Origin of the sequence: Psychromonas sp. psych-6C06, assembly GCF_002835465.1 — a bacterium.
In the GTDB taxonomy this organism is placed as follows: Bacteria; Pseudomonadota; Gammaproteobacteria; order Enterobacterales; family Psychromonadaceae; genus Psychromonas.
Genome location: NZ_PIZM01000002.1, coordinates 236,536 through 256,757, shown reverse-complemented (window position 1 = coordinate 256,757; position 20,222 = coordinate 236,536). Strand labels below are relative to the sequence as shown.

20 protein-coding genes are annotated in these 20,222 nt (G+C 39.2%); 11 read left to right on the top strand and 9 right to left on the bottom strand.

Translation table 11 applies throughout. The annotated features are described in order from the left end of the window. Window positions 1-7: 7 nt before the first annotated feature. Together gshB and rsmE are read right to left on the bottom strand one after the other, a co-directional pair. Window positions 8-955 (bottom strand): glutathione synthase, encoded by a 948-nt coding sequence (gene gshB, locus CW745_RS04285; RefSeq protein ID WP_101107283.1) that lies wholly within the window; start codon window positions 953-955, stop codon window positions 8-10. 9 nt (window positions 956-964) lie between these two features. After that, window positions 965-1,693: a 16S rRNA (uracil(1498)-N(3))-methyltransferase gene (rsmE, locus tag CW745_RS04280; RefSeq protein WP_101107282.1), complete on the bottom strand. Its 729-nt coding sequence runs from the start codon at window positions 1,691-1,693 to the stop codon at window positions 965-967. A gap of 167 nt (window positions 1,694-1,860) precedes the next feature. Between rsmE and CW745_RS04275 the strand changes: the two genes are divergently transcribed. The 4 genes from CW745_RS04275 to CW745_RS04260 all read left to right on the top strand — a co-directional run bounded on the left by CW745_RS04275 (window position 1,861) and on the right by CW745_RS04260 (window position 4,574). Then, the gene (locus CW745_RS04275; RefSeq protein ID WP_101107281.1) at window positions 1,861-2,817 is read left to right on the top strand and encodes a methylenetetrahydrofolate reductase; all 957 of its coding nucleotides are present in this window, start codon (window positions 1,861-1,863) and stop codon (window positions 2,815-2,817) included. A 153-nt stretch (window positions 2,818-2,970) separates the two neighbouring features. Continuing rightward, the gene (locus CW745_RS04270; RefSeq protein ID WP_101107280.1) at window positions 2,971-3,744 is read left to right on the top strand and encodes a threonine/serine exporter family protein; all 774 of its coding nucleotides are present in this window, start codon (window positions 2,971-2,973) and stop codon (window positions 3,742-3,744) included. Next, the gene (locus tag CW745_RS04265) at window positions 3,744-4,208 is read left to right on the top strand and encodes a threonine/serine exporter family protein (RefSeq protein WP_101107279.1); all 465 of its coding nucleotides are present in this window, start codon (window positions 3,744-3,746) and stop codon (window positions 4,206-4,208) included. Before CW745_RS04270 ends, CW745_RS04265 begins: the two co-directional genes overlap by 1 nt. 30 nt (window positions 4,209-4,238) lie before the next feature. Further along, window positions 4,239-4,574: a PBPRA1643 family SWIM/SEC-C metal-binding motif protein gene (locus CW745_RS04260; protein ID WP_101107278.1), complete on the top strand. Its 336-nt coding sequence runs from the start codon at window positions 4,239-4,241 to the stop codon at window positions 4,572-4,574. 52 nt (window positions 4,575-4,626) lie between these two features. Here CW745_RS04260 and CW745_RS04255 read toward each other — a convergent pair whose 3' ends face one another. After that, window positions 4,627-5,052: a hypothetical protein gene (locus CW745_RS04255; RefSeq protein ID WP_101107277.1), complete on the bottom strand. Its 426-nt coding sequence runs from the start codon at window positions 5,050-5,052 to the stop codon at window positions 4,627-4,629. A 63-nt stretch (window positions 5,053-5,115) separates the two neighbouring features. Then, a complete protein-coding gene (locus tag CW745_RS04250) occupies window positions 5,116-6,099 on the bottom strand; it encodes a DUF2333 family protein (protein WP_101107276.1) in 984 nt (327 codons plus the stop codon). Between the two features lie 130 nt (window positions 6,100-6,229). Between CW745_RS04250 and folA the strand changes: the two genes are divergently transcribed. Together folA and CW745_RS04240 are read left to right on the top strand one after the other, a co-directional pair. Next, window positions 6,230-6,718, top strand: a complete 489-nt coding sequence (gene folA, locus CW745_RS04245; RefSeq protein ID WP_101107275.1) for a type 3 dihydrofolate reductase — start codon at window positions 6,230-6,232, stop codon at window positions 6,716-6,718. 58 nt (window positions 6,719-6,776) lie between these two features. Further along, window positions 6,777-8,051 (top strand): diguanylate cyclase, encoded by a 1,275-nt coding sequence (locus CW745_RS04240; RefSeq protein WP_101107274.1) that lies wholly within the window; start codon window positions 6,777-6,779, stop codon window positions 8,049-8,051. Here the strand turns inward: CW745_RS04240 and CW745_RS04235 are convergent. Genes CW745_RS04235 through lptD form a run of 5 tightly spaced genes read right to left on the bottom strand, consistent with a single transcriptional unit; the run spans window position 8,048 to window position 14,428 of the window. After that, window positions 8,048-8,869, bottom strand: a complete 822-nt coding sequence (locus CW745_RS04235) for a symmetrical bis(5'-nucleosyl)-tetraphosphatase (RefSeq protein WP_101107273.1) — start codon at window positions 8,867-8,869, stop codon at window positions 8,048-8,050. The two genes, CW745_RS04240 and CW745_RS04235, sit on opposite strands and share 4 nt — an antisense overlap. Next, complete coding sequence (gene rsmA / locus CW745_RS04230; RefSeq protein WP_101107272.1) at window positions 8,869-9,693, bottom strand: 16S rRNA (adenine(1518)-N(6)/adenine(1519)-N(6))-dimethyltransferase RsmA; 825 nt, start codon at window positions 9,691-9,693, stop codon at window positions 8,869-8,871. The genes CW745_RS04235 and rsmA overlap by 1 nt, the downstream gene beginning before the upstream one ends. Window positions 9,694-9,701: 8 nt before the next feature. After that, window positions 9,702-10,730, bottom strand: a complete 1,029-nt coding sequence (gene pdxA / locus CW745_RS04225) for a 4-hydroxythreonine-4-phosphate dehydrogenase PdxA (RefSeq protein ID WP_238596692.1) — start codon at window positions 10,728-10,730, stop codon at window positions 9,702-9,704. A 1-nt stretch (window position 10,731) separates the two neighbouring features. Next, window positions 10,732-12,057 (bottom strand): peptidylprolyl isomerase SurA, encoded by a 1,326-nt coding sequence (surA, locus tag CW745_RS04220; RefSeq protein ID WP_101107271.1) that lies wholly within the window; start codon window positions 12,055-12,057, stop codon window positions 10,732-10,734. 10 nt (window positions 12,058-12,067) lie between these two features. Next, window positions 12,068-14,428 carry an LPS assembly protein LptD gene (lptD, locus tag CW745_RS04215; RefSeq protein ID WP_101107270.1) on the bottom strand — a complete coding sequence of 787 codons (2,361 nt, stop codon included), beginning with the start codon at window positions 14,426-14,428 and terminating at the stop codon, window positions 12,068-12,070. 206 nt (window positions 14,429-14,634) lie between these two features. Between lptD and djlA the strand changes: the two genes are divergently transcribed. The 5 genes from djlA to CW745_RS04190 all read left to right on the top strand — a co-directional run bounded on the left by djlA (window position 14,635) and on the right by CW745_RS04190 (window position 20,213). Then, window positions 14,635-15,441 (top strand): co-chaperone DjlA, encoded by an 807-nt coding sequence (gene djlA, locus CW745_RS04210; protein WP_101107269.1) that lies wholly within the window; start codon window positions 14,635-14,637, stop codon window positions 15,439-15,441. Further along, window positions 15,441-15,974, top strand: a complete 534-nt coding sequence (locus tag CW745_RS04205) for a DUF2937 family protein (RefSeq protein ID WP_101107268.1) — start codon at window positions 15,441-15,443, stop codon at window positions 15,972-15,974. The genes djlA and CW745_RS04205 overlap by 1 nt, the downstream gene beginning before the upstream one ends. A gap of 86 nt (window positions 15,975-16,060) precedes the next feature. After that, window positions 16,061-17,089 (top strand): 2,3,4,5-tetrahydropyridine-2,6-dicarboxylate N-succinyltransferase, encoded by a 1,029-nt coding sequence (gene dapD / locus CW745_RS04200; protein WP_101107267.1) that lies wholly within the window; start codon window positions 16,061-16,063, stop codon window positions 17,087-17,089. 242 nt (window positions 17,090-17,331) lie between these two features. Beyond that, on the top strand, window positions 17,332-17,835 hold the full coding sequence (locus tag CW745_RS04195) for a DUF1566 domain-containing protein (RefSeq protein WP_101107266.1): 504 nt from the start codon (window positions 17,332-17,334) through the stop codon (window positions 17,833-17,835). 587 nt (window positions 17,836-18,422) lie between these two features. After that, window positions 18,423-20,213: a phosphate ABC transporter substrate-binding/OmpA family protein gene (locus CW745_RS04190; RefSeq protein WP_101107265.1), complete on the top strand. Its 1,791-nt coding sequence runs from the start codon at window positions 18,423-18,425 to the stop codon at window positions 20,211-20,213. Window positions 20,214-20,222 lie beyond the last annotated feature (9 nt).

Sequence of the window (20,222 nt, the reverse complement as noted above, 5' to 3'; positions counted from 1 at the left end):
TTGTGAATTATCGAACGCGTTTTTCAATTGCATCCATTAATTTACCTGCAATGTTTGTACCGTAAGCGTTATCTATCTCTTGTATACAGGTTGGGCTAGTGACGTTAATTTCAGTGACTTTATCGCCAATGACATCAAGTCCTACAAAAATAAGACCTTTTTCTTTTAACACGGGTCCAATAGTATTGGCAATATGCCAATCTGACTCAGAAAGAGGTTGCGCAACACCACGACCACCGGCTGCTAAGTTACCACGTGTTTCACCCTTAGCTGGAATACGGGCTAAAGAGTAGGGCATCGGCTCACCATCAACGATTAAGATACGTTTATCACCATCTTTAATGTCTGGGATAAAAGCTTGTGCCATGCAGTATCGGCTTTCATGCTCTGTTAATGTTTCAATGATTACACCGAGGTTTGCGTCTTTCTCTTTTATACGGAAAATTGATGCGCCACCCATGCCATCAAGTGGCTTTAAGATCACGTCTTTATGTTTTTCATGGAATGCACGAATTTTTGCACTACTGCGTGTCACTAAAGTTGTCGGGGTAAACTCGCTAAACCATGCAGTAAAGAGCTTTTCATTGGCATCACGCAGGCTTTGTGGTTTATTAACGATTAAACACCCTTCATCTTCAGCACGCTCTAGCATATAGGTTGCATAAACGTATTCGGTATCAAAGGGGGGATCTTTACGCATTAAAACCGCATCCAAATCAGCAAGAGGATGGTCAACCGCTGCTTCAAGTTGATAAAAATTGTCTGCATCGCGTTGTACGGTCAGTTTCTGAGTCGTTGCAAAACTGCGTCCATCGTCTAAATAGAGGTCTTTCATCTCCATATAATAAAGCTCCCAGCCACGCGATTGCGCTTCAAGGAGCATCGCAAAACTTGAATCTTTATGAATTTTTACATCTTTGATTGGATCCATCACGATCCCGATTTTTATAGTCATTTTAAATCCTTAAGCTAGATCGCCAAAGCGACATTGTAATGCAGTAATAGCGGTTAGTGCTGCCGTTTCAGTACGTAAAATACGTGGACCGAGCAGTGTTTCTGTAAAGTTAAGCGTTTCTGTCAATTGTATCTCTTGATCGCTAAAGCCACCTTCAGGGCCAATTAACAATGCAATGTTTTGCAGTTTATCGGGTAACGTATTGATTGAATATTTTGCGCGTGGGTGAAGTGTCAATTTAACAGCATCACTGCTGTTTGAGCACCAATCAACAAGTTGCTGTGTTTCATGGATAACGGGCACAATATTACGCCCTGATTGCTCACAAGCCGCAATGGCTATTTTTTGCCATTGTTGCTGTTTTTTAGCCATTCGCTCTTGATTAACTTTCACGCCACAACGTTCACTGATTAATGGTGTTATTTCATTGACGCCCAGCTCAACCGCTTTTTGAATGACAAACTCCATGCGATCGCCACGTGAAATTACCTGCCCTAAATGCAGGTGTAACGGACTTTCATTATTTGTTTCATGAAAGCTATCGATATGCACATTACAACTTCGCTTTTGTACGTCGATGAGTGTGGCATGAAACTCACCACCTTGACCGTTAAAAAGCGTGATTGTGGTATCGACTTTAAGTCGCAATACACGAATATGTTGCGTCGCATCATCACCGAGGATAACGGTTTGGTTGATACATAATGGTTGTGGGTCGTAAAATCTTGGCTGTCGCATAGTTTTAGCACTGTTAACTGTTAACTCATAATGGCTTAGTATAACGTGAAATGTTGATTGAAAACTAACGCTTATTACTTTTTAACGTTATCGCTAAAGCTTTCTACCTTGTATGGCAATAGGGTTGTATGCGACAATTTAGGTTCTCTTTTTTCTAGGAAATATGTATGGCTGACTCTATCTTAAAAAGCAAATCGAGCGATCCTAAGCAGGGCGTATATTTTATTGGCACTACGCCACCCAAGCAAGATACAGATATTGAGTTGGTGTCAGGTATTGCCGATAAATTGTTGAATCGTTTAGATGAGATAGATTACGATGGTTTGATTGTTTACGACATTCAAGATGAAACTTCTCGTATTGATAAACCTCGCCCCTTTCCTTTCAAATATACCCATGACTCGCGCTTGTATTCAAAGCTCTTACACGATAAATGCCATAAGCCTGTGATCACCTATAAAAGTGTTTCACAACGTGACGGCGCTGATTTTTCTGCTTGGTTAAGTGACGCTTGGCATCAGTTTTCTGTACGCGATATTGTGCTGGTGGGTAGTCCATCTGCAGATGGTGAAATCAAACTTTCCCTAAATGATGCTTATGGGGTTTTACAAGAGCATAATTTAGATTTTCACTTAGGTGGTGTGACGATTGCGGAGCGCCATGTGAGTAAAGGCGATGAGCACCTTCGTTTAGCTAATAAAGTTGAAAAAGGCTGTGAGTTTTTTATTTCGCAAGCCGTTTATAATGCGCAGGCAACGATTGATCTGCTAACGCGATATGCTTCTCAGTGTAAGGCGGATGGGGTTAAGCCTAAGCGTATTGTGTTAACCTTTTCACCTTGCGGTAGTGCTAAAACATTAGAGTTTATCGAATGGCTCGGAATCTCAGTTCCAGAAGCGACTAAGTTACGCATTTTAGCGTCGGATAATCCGCTTAAAGAATCATTAATGATTAACCGTAATAATTTTGAACAGATTTTACAAGCGTGCTTACCTCTCGATATTCCATTTGGTTTGAATATTGAAAGTTTAACTAATCGTAAAGAGGAGATTGATGCTGCTATTCTTTTATTTAAGTTACTTAAAGCGACGTTAGATTTAAAATTAGCTGAATCACAAATCTAAGCCAATCACTAAGCCAGCGAAACTGCTACAGCACTGTTTTTAGCAACAGTGCTAATTTTTTTAACCTTCCTCCATTTTCTGTGATAAAAAACAAAGAATTATTCCACCTTACCGTTATGATCTTATTTTTTCATCAGTAGGATCACTCTTGTAATGAGTTTAACCCCAGAAGCGCAAACTGAACTGACGCGTATTGCCGTTAAAGCGGGTCAGATTTTACATCAACATGGTGCAGAAAGCCGTCTTGTTGAACAAACTACGCAGCGGATCGGTGTTGCATTAGGAGCGCAAAGCATTGAGCTTTCAGTTAGTTCCGATGCCATTGTTATTACCAGCTTATTTGAGGGGCATTGCGTCACAACTACCCGACGTTGCTATGATCGTGGTATTAATATGCAGATGGTATGTGAAGTGTTACGCATCTGTGTGATGTTGGAAAAAAGCTTACTCGACGCGACCCAAGTCAAAGAGCGCTTAAATAGATTAACACCTTATAAATATAATCGTTGGTTAGTTGTGTTGATGATCGGTTTTTCTTGCGCCAGTTTTAGCCATTTTTTCGGGGGAGATTGGCCAGCTTATATCACAACATTCTTTGCCTCAGCGGGAGCAATGATAATACGCCAAGAGCTTGCACATCGGCACCATAATCCCTTTGTTAACTTTGCTTTAGCTGCTTTTGTTGCGACTTCAATTGCCAGTATTGGTGTTGTCTATGAGTTTGGTGATAATCCGCAAATTGCGATGGCGGCTTCAGTGTTACTGTTGGTGCCTGGATTTCCATTAATTAATGCGGTTTCAGATATGTTAAAGGGGCATATTAGTACGGGTATTGCGCGTTGGGTGTTTGCCACTTTATTAAGCATTAGTGTCGCGATCGGCATTGTCGCATCAATGACGCTAACTGGCGTGTCGGGGTGGTTATAATGGAACTGATAAAACTAATTTTAATTGATGCAATGTTTGCAGCTGTCCCTGCTGTAGGATTCGCTATGGTATTTAATGTGCCTAAAAAAATGCTTATCTACTGTGCTGTCGGCGGTGCATTTGCGCATTCTTTGCGATTCTTACTCATGGATTTAGGGATGCATATCGAATGGGCAACATTGGCTGCTTCAAGCTCAATGGGGTTCCTCGGGTTATATTGGTCTCGAAAAAGATTAATTCCACGACCTGTGTTTACGGTGGCTTCGGTGATCCCAATGATCCCCGGCAGCTTTGCCTTTACCACCATGATTGGTTTAGTTGAGCTCAATACAGCTGGCTACACGGTTGAAGTGATGCAAATCGTCACTGAAAATGGCTTAAAAACATTGTTTATTTTAGGGGCTTTAAGCTTTGGGCTTGCCTTACCATCAATACTCATTTACCGAGGCAGGCCGATCGTATAAACTGCGCTCAATTAATATGAGGAACAAACAATGTCTGATAAATTTTTCTTTAAAGGAAAAAAAGAGAAGAAACCTAAGCATTCAAGCTATGGTTTTAATACGAAACGCGCCATTAAATCTGGGTCGCAACAGTCTCCTTTTTCACTAACAGTACCAACACAGGAAAGAAAAGTCGAAGTAGAAGCTATTTTAGAAGAAAATCAATTATTTGCTGATATTACCGTTGATGAAAAACAAGAGGAAAATATTGTCGAGTTAACTGGTTTTTTAAATAAACCGCAAACGACTACCTTTGCGAAAACACCTAAACGTAATGATCCCTGCTCCTGTGGTAGCGGTAAAAAATATAAAAAGTGTTGTGGCTAAGATAAAAACCGTTTTAATAAACGGTTTTTTTATCTTTATTGCTTAGAAAAGTTTAGCGCTCGTTTGTATTATCTCTTTCGATGGTTTTCAGTGAACGTAGAAAGAGACCTAAACCACCAACTGCCAGCACCAATATAACGATTAAGTCAAAAGATGTCATTGTGCGTAAGCTAAAACGAATCGATGAGATCACGCCAAAAATTAATGCTGTAATTGAGCATATTGAAAGTAGCCATCCGAGTATGTTCTTGGCGTTATAAAAAATAAGCCCGATACCAAACATAAACGGTATGAGCACCATACCTGTTGTCAGGCCGATATTAGTGCCAAATGTATTTACACTATACAGCCTTGAGCCCATTCCAAAACTAGAGGTGACAGTAATAGCATTAAGTAGCAGGTAAAAGCCACCGCACATCATGAGTAAACCAATAAAAAAGTGCCCGATTCCTCCAGAACTGCCACCTGCTCCTTTCATTTATTTTTCCTTAAATATGTTCATTTAACTATTGTGTTGATAAGTTGATACGCCTAAACGGTATTAGCCTTGCTCAAGTAAACTTCGTAGGTCAATTAACGCTGCATTCGCGCGAGAAACATAATTTGCCATGACTAAGGAATGATTTGCTAGTAAACCAAATCCACTGCCATTAAGTATCATTGGTGTCCAAACTGGATCTTGTGTGGACTCTAAATCTCGAATAATTTGTTTTAAACTTGCTTGTGCATTTTTCTTTTCAAGTACGTCAGCAAAGTCGACTTCAACTGCTTTTAAAAAGTGTAATATTGCCCATGTTGCACCACGGCTTTCATAAAAAACATCATCAATTTTCCACCATGATGTTTTAACGATAAGCTGCTTTGAGGTCGCAGTCGATTGTTTCGCGGTAGGATCGCCGGATAGTGTGGTATCGAACCTATCATAACCAACACTTGCACTGAGTTCCTGTGAAATAGAACCAAGTCTTTTTTCAACTTCTCTTAGCCATGCACCGAGGTTATCTGCGCGAGTATAAAACTGTGCATCACGGTTATCTTGAGATACCAAACGGCTTCTATAGCTTTTGAGCGCCTTGATCGCATCTCCATACTCATTTTCGGCGCTAGGTAACTGCCAGCTTTTATGGGAAATGTTGAGCTTGCTTTGCGCGGTTTCTAAATCTTTATCACCCTTGGATTGGGACTGAGAGCGACTAAAACTAAGACGCATTGCCAGTGCTAAATCGCGTGCTTGCTCTAATACGCCATATTCAAAGGCCGGCATATTATCCATTAATATGCCTGGTGGGGTCATATCGTTAGAAATAAAACCACCTGGTTTGGTGATTAACCATTCGGTGATATCAATGAGCGTTGAAGTCGTTGTATAACCCGCAACTTGGTTTTCATTATTAAGCTGTGCTGTTTCATTTGTCTTCTGTTTGACATCATAGGAACTTGGCATCCATCCCCACCAAATAGAGATCAACCAAAGGATGAGTGTGATGACAGAGAGCCCACTAATAACGGTTTTCTTTCCTAACATAATGATTTTCCATTTTAAAAAAATATACATAGGTCTTTTAATCATAACGTTGCTTAAAGTTTTATGCATCATTTAAACAATTTATTTGCTAATGTTGCACAATTTATCATTTTTTATTGCAAGGAATAGTATGAGAGTCTCTATGATTGCCGCTATGGCAAATAACCGCGTTATTGGCTTAGATAATAAAATGCCATGGCACTTACCGGCTGATCTACAATTTTTTAAACGTGTAACATTAGGTAAGCCTGTGATCATGGGACGTAAAACCTATCAATCTATTGGTCGCCCATTACCCGGCCGTCAAAACATCGTTATAACCCGTGATGAAAGCTTGCAAATAGAAGGCGTCGATTGTGTGCAAACGCTCGAGCAAGCAATTCAATTGTTGGGAAATATAGAGGAAGTTATGATAATTGGTGGCGCAACTATTTATGAACAGTTTTTAGTACAAGCTGACCGATTATATTTAACCTTTATTGATCTAGAAACTAAGGGAGATACTTACTTTCCGGATTACATAAAAAGCGCAAAATGGCGTCAAGTTGAGCAACAGTCTCATACAAAAGATGAAAAAAATGGTTACAACTATCAGTTTGTTACATTAGATCGTGAATAACCACTGAAACGGTTCTATGTTTACTTAAAAAGTAACTTAAGGTGATAATAAAAAGCAGATGCTGAAAAAAATTTTAGTGGTTGAAGATAGTGTTATGTTTACGCGAATATTGAAGCGGAGCATTGAAGCGAATGGTGGTTTTGAAGTTATTGCTGTCGAAAGCTTTGCTGACTTAAAACACTTACTGGCTGAAAATAAGCATCAATTTTTTGCCAGTTTATTAGATGTAAATCTTCCCGATGCCCCCAATGGAGAAGTGATTGATTTTGTGTTGGGGCATAATATACCCGCTATTATCTTTACAGGTAAATTAGACGATAACTTCCGTAAAAAAATTTACACCAAAGGCATTGTTGATTACGTGCTTAAAGAGGGGCCCGCTAATGTTGAATATGTGGTCTCTTTGCTATGTCAGTTAAGGCGTAATAGTAAGATAGATGTTTTGGTGGTTGATGACTCCCTAAGTGTTCGTACCTACATCAAGCACCTTTTGGTGATCTACCAGTTTCATGTGATTGAGGCTATTGACGGATTAGATGCAATAGAAAAAGTAAAACACAACCCCAATATAAGTTTAGTATTGACCGACTTTAATATGCCAAATATGGATGGTTTAGCCTTAACGACAACACTCCGCCGTTCGTATAGTAGCCAGCAAATGGCAATTATTGGTATGTCAGCTTTCGGTAATAATCAACTATCGGCACATTTTTTAAAGTTGGGAGGAAGTGACTTTATTAACAAGCCATTTCTTGAAGAGGAATTTTTCTGTCGAATTAATCAAAATATGGAACTCCTAGAACACATTAAGAAATTAAAGTTTTTAGCGACCAGGGACTTTTTGACTGGATTGTATAATCGCGGGCATTTTTTCGAGTTGGGAGATGAAATTTTTTCTCGATTTAAGTCTAAAGAGCAATATGTTGGTGTTGCATTACTGGATATCGATTACTTTAAAAAAGTAAATGATAATTACGGGCATGATGCTGGTGATATTGTACTTCGTCAACTTGGTGCACAAATAGCGAATGAATTTGCCACTAACAATAATCATCTAGCAGCCCGATTTGGTGGTGAGGAGTTTTGTTTTTTACTCGTTGATAATGACTTTAAGGCAATTGAAACTAAATTATCAGCACTGCGCGCTAAAATTGAAGGTGATATTTACCTACTCAACGATGGTTTTAAATTAAAGGTTACTGCGAGTATAGGACTGTGTACTAGTGAATCTGAAAATCTTGAGTCTGCACTAAGCTTGGCTGATAAAGCGCTCTATCAAGCTAAAGAAAATGGTCGTAATCAAATGGTATTATTTGAGTCTATTAACCCTTAATTACCACGTAATGTACAGGCAAGTGAAAATCTTTTTTTATCTTCCCAGCGGAGCATCGTTAAACTGTTACCCCATACACATCCAGTATCCAGCGCATATACTCCCTGCGTGTTTACCTTTCCCATCAGGGCCGCCCAATGACCAAAAAGTATTGGGCTATCGTGATCACGCGTTGCAATTTCGAACCAAGGCTTCATGACACTGCGATCGGTATTTTCAGGGTTAAGTTTATTTTTAAACTCTAACGAGCCATCTAAAAAGCAGTAACGCATGCGTGTAAAGGCATTGATAATGAAGCGAAGACGTTGCTCACCCTGTAATGATTCAGACCAGCTATTGGGGTGATTACCATACATTTTATGCAATAGCCCTTTAAACTCGCTACCATGCAGTTCTATTTCAACTTCACGGGCTAATGCTTCTGCTTGCTCAATAGTCCATTGTGGTGAAATGCCTGCATGCACCATAACAAAATTAAACTTAGGATGGCGTAATAAGAGTGGTTGCTGTCTTAACCATTGCAGTAATGTTTCACAATCAGGCGCATTTAACAGATCTTCTAGTTTATCGCCCTTTTTCGGTTTATGTAATCCTTGCCAAGTCGCAAGAAGGTGCAGATCATGATTACCCAGAATGATCTTTGCACTCTCTCCTAGTCCTTTTACAAAACGTAGTGTTTGAAGTGATTTAGGACCTCGTGCGACAAGATCGCCGGTTATCCATAGTTCATCTTTATCGGCATCAAAGCTAGCGAGTTCAAGAAGCTGCTGTAGCTCGTCACAACAGCCTTGAATATCACCGATAATATAAGTACCCATTAAGCTTGTTCGGCCTCTTTCGCTTTACGATCATAGACATAATTGGCTAAGCGAACATACTCTTCAATGGTAATGTTTTCAGCACGCTTAGTGTGGTCGACTTGAAGTGTTTGAAGCTCTTCAACATCAAGTATTTCACGTAAACCATTACGGATAGTTTTACGACGCTGGTTAAAGGCCATTGAACAAACTTGATTTAATACTTTCATGCTTTTGGCTATAAATGGCGGTACATCGTAAGGCTCTAACCGCACTACGGCAGAGTCTACTTTGGGTGCAGGTATAAAAGCGCTTGGTGGTACTTCAAGTACTGGAATAACTTTGCAATAGTATTGTGCCATCACGGTTAATCGACCGTATGCTTTACAGTTTGGTCCTGCACAAAGACGATTAACGACCTCTTTTTGTAACATAAAGTGCATATCTTTAATTTTTGTCGCAAACTCAAAAAGGTGAAACATTAATGGTGTTGATATGTTGTAAGGTAGATTACCAAAAACACGTAATTGGTTTTCTTCGCTTGCAAGTTGCCCAAAATCAAACTGCATCGCATCGGCTTGCGTGATTTTTAATTTTTCACTTAAGGTTGGGTGCTTAGTAAGACGCTCTGCAAGATCTCTATCTAATTCAACAACATTTAAGATATTAACTTTACTAGCTACAGGCTCTGTCAAAGCGCCTAAACCAGGACCAATTTCAACAATGTTATCTTCCGGTTGTGGTGCAATCGCAGCTACAATAGAGTCGATGATATAGTCATCGTGCAAGAAGTTCTGGCCGAAACGTTTTCGTGCGGTGTGACCTAAATGTGTTTTATCGTTCATAATGTACTCTATTTGGTTCGTTTTAATTGGCTAACTGCCATAGTTATCGCTTCGTCTACTGCACAGAATAAACTGCCAGCATCGGCTTTTCCCGTTGCCGCTAAATCCAGCGCTGTGCCATGATCTACGGAAGTACGGATATAAGGTAGGCCAAGTGTTATATTAACCGCCTTACCAAAGCCCTTGTATTTTAATACCGGTAACCCTTGATCATGATACATGGCAAGTACTGCATCGGCATCATCGAGATACTTTTGTTGAAAGAGGGTATCTGCAGGTAAGGGACCGACAAGGTCTATCCCTTGTTGGCGTAGCAGTTCAAGTGTAGGCTCAATGGTTTCAATCTCTTCTCGGCCCATGTGGCCACCTTCGCCAGCATGTGGATTTAATCCGCAAACATAAATACGTGGCCTTGCGATCCCATATTTTAGCTGTAATTCTGCATTAAGAATATTGATAATTGACGTTAAACGCGCTTCCGTTATCGCCTCTGAAATCGCTTTGAGTGGTAAATGCGTGGTAACTAATGCAACGCGTAACCCTGTTGTAGCGAGCATCATTACGACTAGCTCTGTATCCGATTGCTCAGCAAAAAACTCTGTATGTCCACTAAAGCTGATACCAGCTTCATTAATAATACCTTTGTGTACAGGGGCTGTGACTATTGCTGAAAATTCACCAGAGATGCAACCATCATTTGCATAACTTAAAGTATCTAGTACATATTGCGCGTTACGTTTATCGAGTGTGCCCGGTTTTGAAGAGCAATCCAATGGTAAATGCGCAACGATTAATTGCCCCGCTTGAGCTGGAGCTGTTTGAGAACCAGATTGGTAATCAAGCAGTGTTATATTGGCATTTAATGCATTAATACGTGACTTGAGCAGATCTTTATCACAGCAGATAACCAGTGCCACTGGCCACTCTCTTTCTGAGAGTTGGAGGATAATATCAGCGCCAATACCACTCGGCTCTCCAGCGGTAATAATAATCGGCTTGATAGTTTGTTGGCTATTTTCAGCTTGTATCATCGACATGTTAGTTATCATCCATTACATAAGCTGGGTTATTAATTTTAATGTACGCTTCTTGGCGTAGCTCATTCATCCAAGCGTATAACTCTGCTGGGAAACGTTGCTTGAATAAAATACCATAAGCCTTCTGTTTTGTGGCATCTGCCGTGGTGTCTGATTCGCGTTTATCCATCACTTGCAAAATATGCCAGCCATGCATGGTACGGAAAGGTTGGCTAATTTCACCTATCGGCATGGATAGAGCAAGATCTCTAAATTCTGGTACGTACATATTTGGATCCGCCCAGCCTAAATCACCACCTTTAACTGCAGAGCCTGGATCCTGAGAGTTTTCCATTGCAAGTGATTCAAATGTTTCACTCCCTGCGATAATTTCATCTCTATACTGTGTTAATAGCTGTTTGGCTTTCTCATCACTCAAAATGATATTCGACTTGATTAATATATGTCGTGCTTTAACCTCAACGGTTATAACGTTTTCTGTCCCTTTTTTGTCTAACACTTTAATAATATGGAAGCCCATATTGGTTTGGAAGGGACCGATTAAATCACCTTTTTGTGTTTTTTGATCATCGAAAACTCCTGCAAATAATGTTGGGATTTCATCTACAGTTCTCCACCCCCAATCCCCACCGTCAACAGCTTTAGGCCCTTGAGAAAACTCAATGGCGAGTGATTCGATATCTGTTCCTTGTTGAATTCTTTGTGCTAGCTTATTGGCTTTATCACGTACTTTTTGTTGCTTTTCTTGTGAAGCGTCTTTTGAAACCTTAAGCATAATATGCGAAAAATTAAATTGAGTCGTTTTTTCTCCATGTTCGTTAAGGCGCTTAACCATTTGCTCAACTTCTTGCTCAGAGATATTAATACGGCGACGAATTTGCATTTGACGAACCTCGTTAATAGTTAGTTCATCACGAATCATATCCACATATGCAGGATAACTATCACCTTGCTGGGTAACTTTGTCTTTAAGTTGAGGAAGAGTAAGGCCTTCTTCCTGAGCCACTTGCTGAAGCGTTTGATCTAGTTGTGCATCATTAATTCGCATACCAATGCGTTCTGCAATTTGCAGTTGTAGGCGATCAGAAATTAATTTATCAAGGATCTGTTTCTTAAATTCGTCCTCTTCAGGTAATTGTTTACCTGATTCTTGATAACGCTGAGTGATATCTTTCTGCATTCTGGTGATATCACTGCTTAAAATGACTTCTTGATTGACGACCGCTTCAATTTTATCCAGAGGTATATTTTTTGCGCTTACGAACGAAATTGGCGCAAGTAATATTAAGCAAAATATAGGGAAAAGCTGATTATTTAATAATTTCATTTTCTGTCCGTTATTTTAAATAGAAAGGGCGACCGTAGTCAAAAAGGCCTTGATCACCAGAACTAAATCCGACGCCACCGAGCCCCATTAGTTCAATGTTTAATTTAATACTTTGTTCCGTCTCACTGGACGCTTTGATGTCGTTCAAATCGCCATAATAGGCGAGCATATGTTCATCGATGCTAAGCCCGATAGACCAGCAACAGGACTGGTATTGAATCCCAACGATACTCTCAAAGGTTTGGTTATATTCTACATCATGGTAGTAACTGGCATATGCGGTCCATTGGCTATTAATAGACCAATTCATTTTAGTACCTAATTGGTTAACCAGGCCTTGGTTATTATCACTGACACTCTCTTCATTAAGGGCGATATAACGGTAGTTAACTTGCGCATAGGTATTGTTTAACCAACGTTTTTCTAGGGTTGTATTGGCACGTTTAATTACGTTGTTATCAGTGTCCCATTCCATACCAGCATGCAAAAAGTAGTTGTTTTTAAAGTTCATATCAAACTCACCAATCAATGATGAACGGGTGTCATTGATTACTTGATCTGAGTTTTGTGGAAGATGTACTTTTGATGACTCAATATAATAATTTTGGCCGATAGCAAAGCGCATCTTCTCTTTACCTCGGTTGTCTAAGAAACTACTCGAGACACCGATGGTAATTTGATTCGCATCGGCAATACGATCGTAACCGGAATATCGATTATCGCGGAACAACCCATAATAGTCTTGCTGTAAAGTGGTGGTATCGTAAATACCGATCGAAGATTGATCTTCATAAGGCACATATAAATACTGAAATTGCGGTACCAGTGTTTGGCGATAATTGGCCCCCATAAACTTGAAGTCACGTTCAAAGTTAACTCCTGCATTAATTTTAAATGAGGGGATATAGCGTGAGGTGCTCTCTTCTAATTCACTGTACCAATCTTCTTTATTAGCATCGGGTATTGTCTGTTCATAAAAACTGAGCATGTATTTGAGCTCAGTGTTAATAAACATTGAATTGTAATACAGTGGTAACGATATTTTCGGTTCCATATGAATACGTGTGCCGGTGTAAACATTGTCATCATCATGATCAAACTGTGTTATTTCTGAATACAGATCAAACTGTAAGCTTTTCCAGTCGATAGGTTGATAGGCGCTAAAGGCTAACTTAGGCATCACGATATGTGGCGTATCACCTGTCCCCAAAATTTGAAAAGAACGAACTTCCAGCTCGCTGTTCCAGTTTTCTCTTTGGTAGCTTAATTTTGCTGTTTGTAATAGTTGGTTATCGCTGCGATCACCATAGGGGGTGTCTAAGTCGTTAAAGTAATCATCATCACTGACTTGGTTATAACGTGCATTAAAGTTCCAATGTTGTGCAAAACTAACGTTATGATCCCAGTGATATAGATAACGATTATAACCACGAATTTTATCGTCAGCGAGGTATTCAGCCTGCAAGCTACCACTTCCTATCTCAGAGAGATAACGGTATTCCCCCGCTATTTTTGTACCTCTCTTTTGAATGTAGGTTGGCGTAATCGTTGCATCCATATTCGGCGCAATATTAATGTAAATAGGTTGTGTATAGGTAAAACCATTGGTATCTGATATTTCAAAATTTGGGAAAAGTAAACCTGTTTTACGTTTATCCGTTAAAGGGTAACTGACATAAGGAAAATAAAATACTGGCACATCCTTGACCCGTAATACAGCATTATAGGCACTGCCGACCTCTTCAGTATTATCAATATATAGTGTTGTCGCATCTAATCGCCAGGTGGTATCTTCTGGTGGACAAGCGGTATAACTGGAGCTGTTTAATTCGTAAAGGTCCTGACCATTATCGAAGATACGATCTGCCACACCTCTACCACCGCGACCATGAAATTGATATTCGGCTTGGTTCAGGGTGCTTTGATCATTATTAAGATAGGTTTCAAAATCATCGGAGTATAACGTCACTTCACCATTGACAAAATTTACATTACCGATTGCAGTGGCTCGCTCTTGGTCTACATAATAGGTCATCTGGTCTGCGGTTAATTTTTTATCACCTTGTAATAGGTTTACGTCATCTTGGTAGATATATTTTTGTTTGCTACCTGAAACGGAGAGGGCATCAATATTAACTGGAATTTGGTTGTTAGGTCTTGTTTCGGTTGAGCGAACCTCTGCAGGAACATTGATATAACATTGGCGAAAGAAGTCGTCGCGAGATCGTGGCGATATAACTTGTTCAACACTGAGTGATTCTGAATCATTAACGACCTGATCTTGGTGATTAGATGGCGCAGGTTTCTCCTGCTCGGCATAACTTTTTGTTAACGGTAGTAACAAAAATATCCATGGAATTGTTTTAAGCATTAACTACTCACAAAAAGTTGCTTAGGAAAAGAAAGAAGGCGCTAAGCGTAAATAGTTAAGAATATCAGCAAACAATGGAGTGCTCCATTATTTGCGTACTGTTTTTTAATTAATTTTTTAATTTCAGTTAAAAAATTGGTAAATCCATTCAGAGTTGGTCAAAATAGATAAAAATATCTTATTAAAACTAAAAAGGTCGAAGGTTTATGCGAATTTGGGGAAAAATATTAGGTGGCTTCTTTGGTTTCATGTTTGGTCACTTTTTGGGCATGTTACTTGGCATTTGGCTAGGACATCGCTTTGACCGAGCAAGCGCACTTAATTTTAATGTTCAAAATGGTTTATTTGGAAACAGCGCAACCAGTCAGCAAAAACAAAAGCTTTTTTTTGATGCCACTTTTTCCGTCATGGGGCATGTCGCAAAGGCGAAAGGGCAAGTAACAGAAACTGATATTCAAGTTGCTAATGCCTATATGGATCAAATGCGTTTACAAGGCGAAGCAAGAGTTCAGGCACAAAGTGCCTTCGCTGTTGGTAAAAGCCCTGAATTTCCATTGAATGAGACACTAACTGAATTTGCACAAATGGTACGTGGAGACCGCAACGTATTACAGATGTTTTTAGGCATTCAGGTTCAGGTCGCCTTTTCAGATGGAAACATTGACGATAAAGAAAAAAGCATTCTCTATATTATTGCTGAAAAGTTAGGTTTTTCACGCTTTGAGCTAGATCGCTTATTACAAATGATTGAAGGACAACAACATTATCATCAAGGTCAGCAACAACACAAGCAACAGGCGAGTAGTGATGATGCCTATAAAATATTAGGGGTCGATGAAAACACTTCAGATAAAGAGATAAAACGCGCTTACCGTAAATTGATGAGTCAAAACCACCCTGATAAACTTGCCTCTAAAGGCCTGCCTGAAGAGATGATGAACCTTGCTAAAGAGAAGGCACAAGATATCCAACAAGCGTATGAAACTCTTCGTAAATTGCGCGGTTTTAAATAATGTTATGGTCACTATTACGACGTTATAGCTTAAAGTTAACCTTTGCTTTAACGTTGTTAATAGGCTTACAATTTCCACATTTTTTAGGGCAATATGAAACACGACTTGATGCGCATTATATTGAATCTAAAGCGCAATTAAATCAGTATCAAAAATTAGCAGACCTGTTTTTTAATGGTGATCTTAATGAGTTAGTTAAAAAACATAAAAACAGTGATATTGCGCTTTTTAAGGCGGAAACAAAAATCATTGAAGCACTGGTCAATCGTACTGAGTTTTTAAAACAACAAATAGATAAACTTGAAGGACCAATTTACCAACGTTATGCTTTTTTAATTTCACAAGTTAACGCGCCTTTATTTATTGAAACACAACAAAACTATGAGGCTAACATAGTGCTTAACCAGCAAGCGATAATTGTTGGGTTAACCATTGCCACCATCATGACACTGTTATTAGAGTTATTATTTATATTACTTCCCTTTACGCTTAAAAAAATTATTGTTAGTCGCCAACAAAAATCAATTAATTAGCCTGATTTGCATTTATCGCTTTAAATATTCGCCTACTTCTTTATGATGACTGCTTTATTTTAGACTTTTAAATTGGAGCTTAATTCATGTCTACATTTGCCCTTGCTTTTGGTACCGCTACTAAAAACCGCGATCAGAAAATCATTGAAGCGTTTTTTCCAAATCCACTATTAAACCCAAGTGAAGATCTTGTTGCCGTTGTTGGCGCACTGATTGGCTATCAAGGTGGAAATGCAACCATCGAAGTAAGTACTGAAATTGCTGAACAACTTAGCGCTGCTTTTAATGGGGCAGATGAGGTGGCGAATGCTGATTTTGCTACTGCTGCAACTAAATCGTCACAGCCACTTATCGTAACAATTTTAGCAACAGATGAGGCACCAGCTAGCGTTGCAGAAGGTTACTTAAAGTTACAACTTATCTCACATCGTCTGGTTAAACCACACGGTTTAGTGCTAGATGGTATCTTTGGTATCTTACATAATATTGCCTGGACAAATAAAGGTGCGATTGACCTACCTGAACTGGCTGACCGTCAAATTGAAGCGCGTTTAAACGGCGAAACAATTACCGTTGACTGTGTTGATAAATTTCCAAAAATGGTTGATTACGTTGTACCTAGTGGCGTGCGTATCGCCGATACTTCGCGTGTACGTTTAGGTGCTCACGTTGGTGAAGGCACTACCGTGATGCATGAAGGTTTCATTAACTTCAATGCTGGTACAACAGGTGTAAGTATGGTCGAAGGTCGTATCTCTGCAGGTGTGATGGTTGGCGAAGGCTCAGACATCGGTGGTGGCGCTTCTATCATGGGAACACTTAGCGGTGGCGGTAAAATGGTGATTAAAATCGGTGAAAATAGCCTACTAGGTGCTAATGCTGGCTTAGGTATTCCGCTAGGAAGCCGTTGTACTATTGAATCGGGTTTATATGTCACTGCCGGCTCTAAAGTGAAAATGCTAGACAACGAAGGTAATGACGCTGGCTTTGCTAAAGCGCGTGAGTTGGCTAATAAAGACGACTTATTGTTCCGTCGTAACTCAATGACTGGGCAAATTGAATGCCTTGCTAACAAGAGTGCCGTTGAGTTGAACAGCATGCTTCACTCAAACTAAGTCTCTATTATTGATGATTGAAAGGCTACATTGGTAGCCTTTTGTTTTAAAATGGATATAAATATTTGTAGTTAACCCTCTTTTACTTGAGCATGTTAGGTGCTATCTAGCAGCCGACAAAGAAGACCTACGCCACATCGTTCCCCTCTCTTTATTTTAGCCTGATTAACTCTCTTAAGCTGTTGAGGAATAATGACTGTTTAATTCAACACCTATTACTATCTTTAAATAAAAGGATTTACATGAAGAACCTACCATTAATCATTCTTTGTAGTGCATTTTCTATGAATGCTATGGCGACCTGTTTAAATGCCCCACAAAAAAATATCTCACAGGAGCACTTTAGTGTTGCTGATACTGGCACCGTATTGGATACAAAAACAGGTCTTGTATGGATGCGTTGCAGTTTAGGACAAACTTGGCAGGATGGAAGTTGCCAAGGCACATTATCAAGCTATAACTGGCAACAAGCTTTAGAGGAAGGTGAGAAGCATGTGTTTGCTGCGCAAAGTGATTGGCGTCTCCCAAACGTTGATGAATTAAAGTCGATCGTTGAACAACAATGTGCCAATCCGGCCATCAATTCAAGCATATTCCCAGTGACAGCACCGTTTAAATATTGGTCATCTTCACCTAGCAGTTATGATAAATACAATGCTTGGTACGTTAATTTCAGTGATGGTAGCCATAAATATAATTATAAAAGCTTCAGTAAATACGTTCGTCTTGTGCGTGGTGGGCTGTAATTAATCTCAGTTGTGGCTAAGTAAAGCGATACAGTAGCGCTATTTCGGAGAATTTTTGCGTTAAATTATTTAATAATAAGCTGCTATGGCGACGATAATTCGCCTGGAGTTACGCAAAACTAATGGCACTGTATATCAGAAATCATCACTATCTGATTCAAAATACGAAAACGCTTTCATAAACCAGAATTGAGGCTAATAAGTTTGTGATGAGTTTATGCGCGATAGGTTGCCTTTTTAATCGGCTCAATACGAATAAAAGCCTGTATCAGTAAATTATCATTTATTAATGTAAACACACTCCTTTGACAATGATTTATTAAAACCAAAAAACAAAGGATCATGATTATATTTTTAATATGTTTTTAAATAGGTTATATTCCGCGCATAAATTTATCTATTAGAGTTTTATCAACATCAGCCTATATTGTCAGTGCTAAACCACTGTGCTGGGAAATATTCGAAGGAACGATTAGATGACTTAGCTTCATCTAAAACATAAATAAATTATAAAGTCAGTGCATTGTTTTAAGTTAATCGAAGCGACTTTGTATTGTTATAATTTATTTTCACAACTAGGAACGAGAATGTCAGAACAATCAAAAAAACTAATCATTAATCCTGCTTTTAAAAAACAATTACTTCTGCTTAAAAAAAATGCATTAGATGAATTACAAATACAGATCTCTTTAGACAAAATGGTTAACGATAAACAATATCGCCAAACCTTTTTAAACGAACTCGATGGACTTGGTAGCGAGTCTTTTAATGATATTGTTGCACAGTTAAAACGTATTCCAGTTTATATCGAATCAACTGCCACCAATAGCGAGCCAAGCGTTGCAACACCACCCGCCACTGAGACACCTATTGTTGAAAAAAAATCTAGCTTTATACCTATTTTCATTTCGCTTTTGGTGGTTGCGCTTATCGCCTTTTCTGCTTGGAAATTAGGCTTCATTAATGTTAATACACAAAAAATAGTGGCCGCATCCGTCGAAAGTAATGCTGCGTTAAGTACTGCTGAAGTTGTGACTGAACCGGTTGTAATTGCACCTGTTGTCGTACCAGAGCAAAAGGTTGCTGAGCCAGCTACTCCTAAAATAGCAACATTACCGAGTGATGAAAGTATTGTCAGCATTCGTTTGCATGGTTCTAATACGCTCAACGCTGGTTTAATGCCTGTTTTGCTTGAAAGCTATTTAAGAAAGAAGGGTATTAGTGAAATTAAATGGTTAGTCCATACACAACAATTTGAACGTGAATTGCAATATATTGATAACAATAAAGTTTATTCAATAAAATTAGACTCGCATGGGTCAAGTTCTGGTTTTAAAGCCTTGCTCAATGAAGAGGCTGATATTGCTGTAGCATCGCGTAAAATTTTAGATGCAGAAATTGAAATGTTACGCCCTCGCTACGGTAATCTGAGCCGGACTCGTAGTGAATTTACTGTTGGTCTGGATGGTATTGCAGTAATTGTGAACCCAGAAAATAACCTTAAATCGCTAACAAATGAAATGCTTGCTAAAGTTTTTTCTGGTGAGATAAACAACTGGAAGCATTTAGGGGGCGAAGACGCCACAATTAACGTTTATTCACGTAATAGTGGTTCAGGCACGCTAAAAACCTTTAAAAATATCGTCTTAGAAAGCAATGAGTTAACAATGAGTGCTCAAGCGACGCAAATTAAATCAAGCCATGATCTTTCAGAGCAGATTGCTAATGACCTTCACGGTATTGGTTTTGTGTCATTACATTATGTGCATGAAAACAATAAGGTAGCGATTGCTGCTTCACAGGAAACAGAGATTTTATACCCTACTCGCTTTACGGTAAGTACGGAGGATTATCTGTTATCGCGCCGTTTATTCCTATATATGCCAACTAATGTTAATCCATTTATCAAAGGCTTTTCACGCTTTGTTGCATCTCAAGAGGGGCAAGATATTGTTGAAGGGATGGGGTTTGTTTCGCAAAATATAAAATTAGAAAAAGCCCATAACATTGCCAATGCGCCGGCTGCTTACAATAATTATGTAAATGTAGGTAAGCGCTTATCTGTTGACTTTCGCTTTGAAAGTGGTGGTAATGAGTTAGATACCAAAGGTAAGCATGATATTAAGCGATTAGTTGATTTCATCTCTGAGCATCCAAGCCATCGCCTTGCACTAATGGGGTTCTCTGATTCATTAGGCGAGGTCGCCGAAAATAAAGCACTATCATTAGTTCGCGCGCGCGCTTTAGAGAAAGAGCTTAATGCTTATGGTGTTGATGTAAGTGCAATTGAAAGCTTTGGTGCTTCAGTACCTATTGCATCAAATAAAAGTGCTATTGGCCGAAGTAAAAACCGCCGTGTCGAAGTGTGGGTATTTTAGGCTGACATT

Coding starts and splice junctions, on each gene's coding strand:
- folA (WP_101107275.1), top strand. CDS start 6,230: ATGAGAGTCTCTATGATTGCCGCTATGGCAAATAACCGCGTTATTGGC.
- djlA (WP_101107269.1), top strand. CDS start 14,635: ATGCGAATTTGGGGAAAAATATTAGGTGGCTTCTTTGGTTTCATGTTT.
- CW745_RS04190 (WP_101107265.1), top strand. CDS start 18,423: ATGTCAGAACAATCAAAAAAACTAATCATTAATCCTGCTTTTAAAAAA.
- surA (WP_101107271.1), bottom strand. CDS start 12,057: ATGAAATTATTAAATAATCAGCTTTTCCCTATATTTTGCTTAATATTA.
- CW745_RS04250 (WP_101107276.1), bottom strand. CDS start 6,099: ATGTTAGGAAAGAAAACCGTTATTAGTGGGCTCTCTGTCATCACACTC.
- gshB (WP_101107283.1), bottom strand. CDS start 955: ATGACTATAAAAATCGGGATCGTGATGGATCCAATCAAAGATGTAAAA.
- rsmA (WP_101107272.1), bottom strand. CDS start 9,693: ATGAACGATAAAACACATTTAGGTCACACCGCACGAAAACGTTTCGGC.
- lptD (WP_101107270.1), bottom strand. CDS start 14,428: ATGCTTAAAACAATTCCATGGATATTTTTGTTACTACCGTTAACAAAA.
- CW745_RS04275 (WP_101107281.1), top strand. CDS start 1,861: ATGGCTGACTCTATCTTAAAAAGCAAATCGAGCGATCCTAAGCAGGGC.
- CW745_RS04235 (WP_101107273.1), bottom strand. CDS start 8,869: ATGGGTACTTATATTATCGGTGATATTCAAGGCTGTTGTGACGAGCTA.
- CW745_RS04270 (WP_101107280.1), top strand. CDS start 2,971: ATGAGTTTAACCCCAGAAGCGCAAACTGAACTGACGCGTATTGCCGTT.
- rsmE (WP_101107282.1), bottom strand. CDS start 1,693: ATGCGACAGCCAAGATTTTACGACCCACAACCATTATGTATCAACCAA.
- CW745_RS04195 (WP_101107266.1), top strand. CDS start 17,332: ATGAAGAACCTACCATTAATCATTCTTTGTAGTGCATTTTCTATGAAT.
- pdxA (WP_238596692.1), bottom strand. CDS start 10,730: ATGTCGATGATACAAGCTGAAAATAGCCAACAAACTATCAAGCCGATT.
- CW745_RS04240 (WP_101107274.1), top strand. CDS start 6,777: ATGCTGAAAAAAATTTTAGTGGTTGAAGATAGTGTTATGTTTACGCGA.
- dapD (WP_101107267.1), top strand. CDS start 16,061: ATGTCTACATTTGCCCTTGCTTTTGGTACCGCTACTAAAAACCGCGAT.
- CW745_RS04260 (WP_101107278.1), top strand. CDS start 4,239: ATGTCTGATAAATTTTTCTTTAAAGGAAAAAAAGAGAAGAAACCTAAG.
- CW745_RS04255 (WP_101107277.1), bottom strand. CDS start 5,052: ATGAAAGGAGCAGGTGGCAGTTCTGGAGGAATCGGGCACTTTTTTATT.
- CW745_RS04205 (WP_101107268.1), top strand. CDS start 15,441: ATGTTATGGTCACTATTACGACGTTATAGCTTAAAGTTAACCTTTGCT.
- CW745_RS04265 (WP_101107279.1), top strand. CDS start 3,744: ATGGAACTGATAAAACTAATTTTAATTGATGCAATGTTTGCAGCTGTC.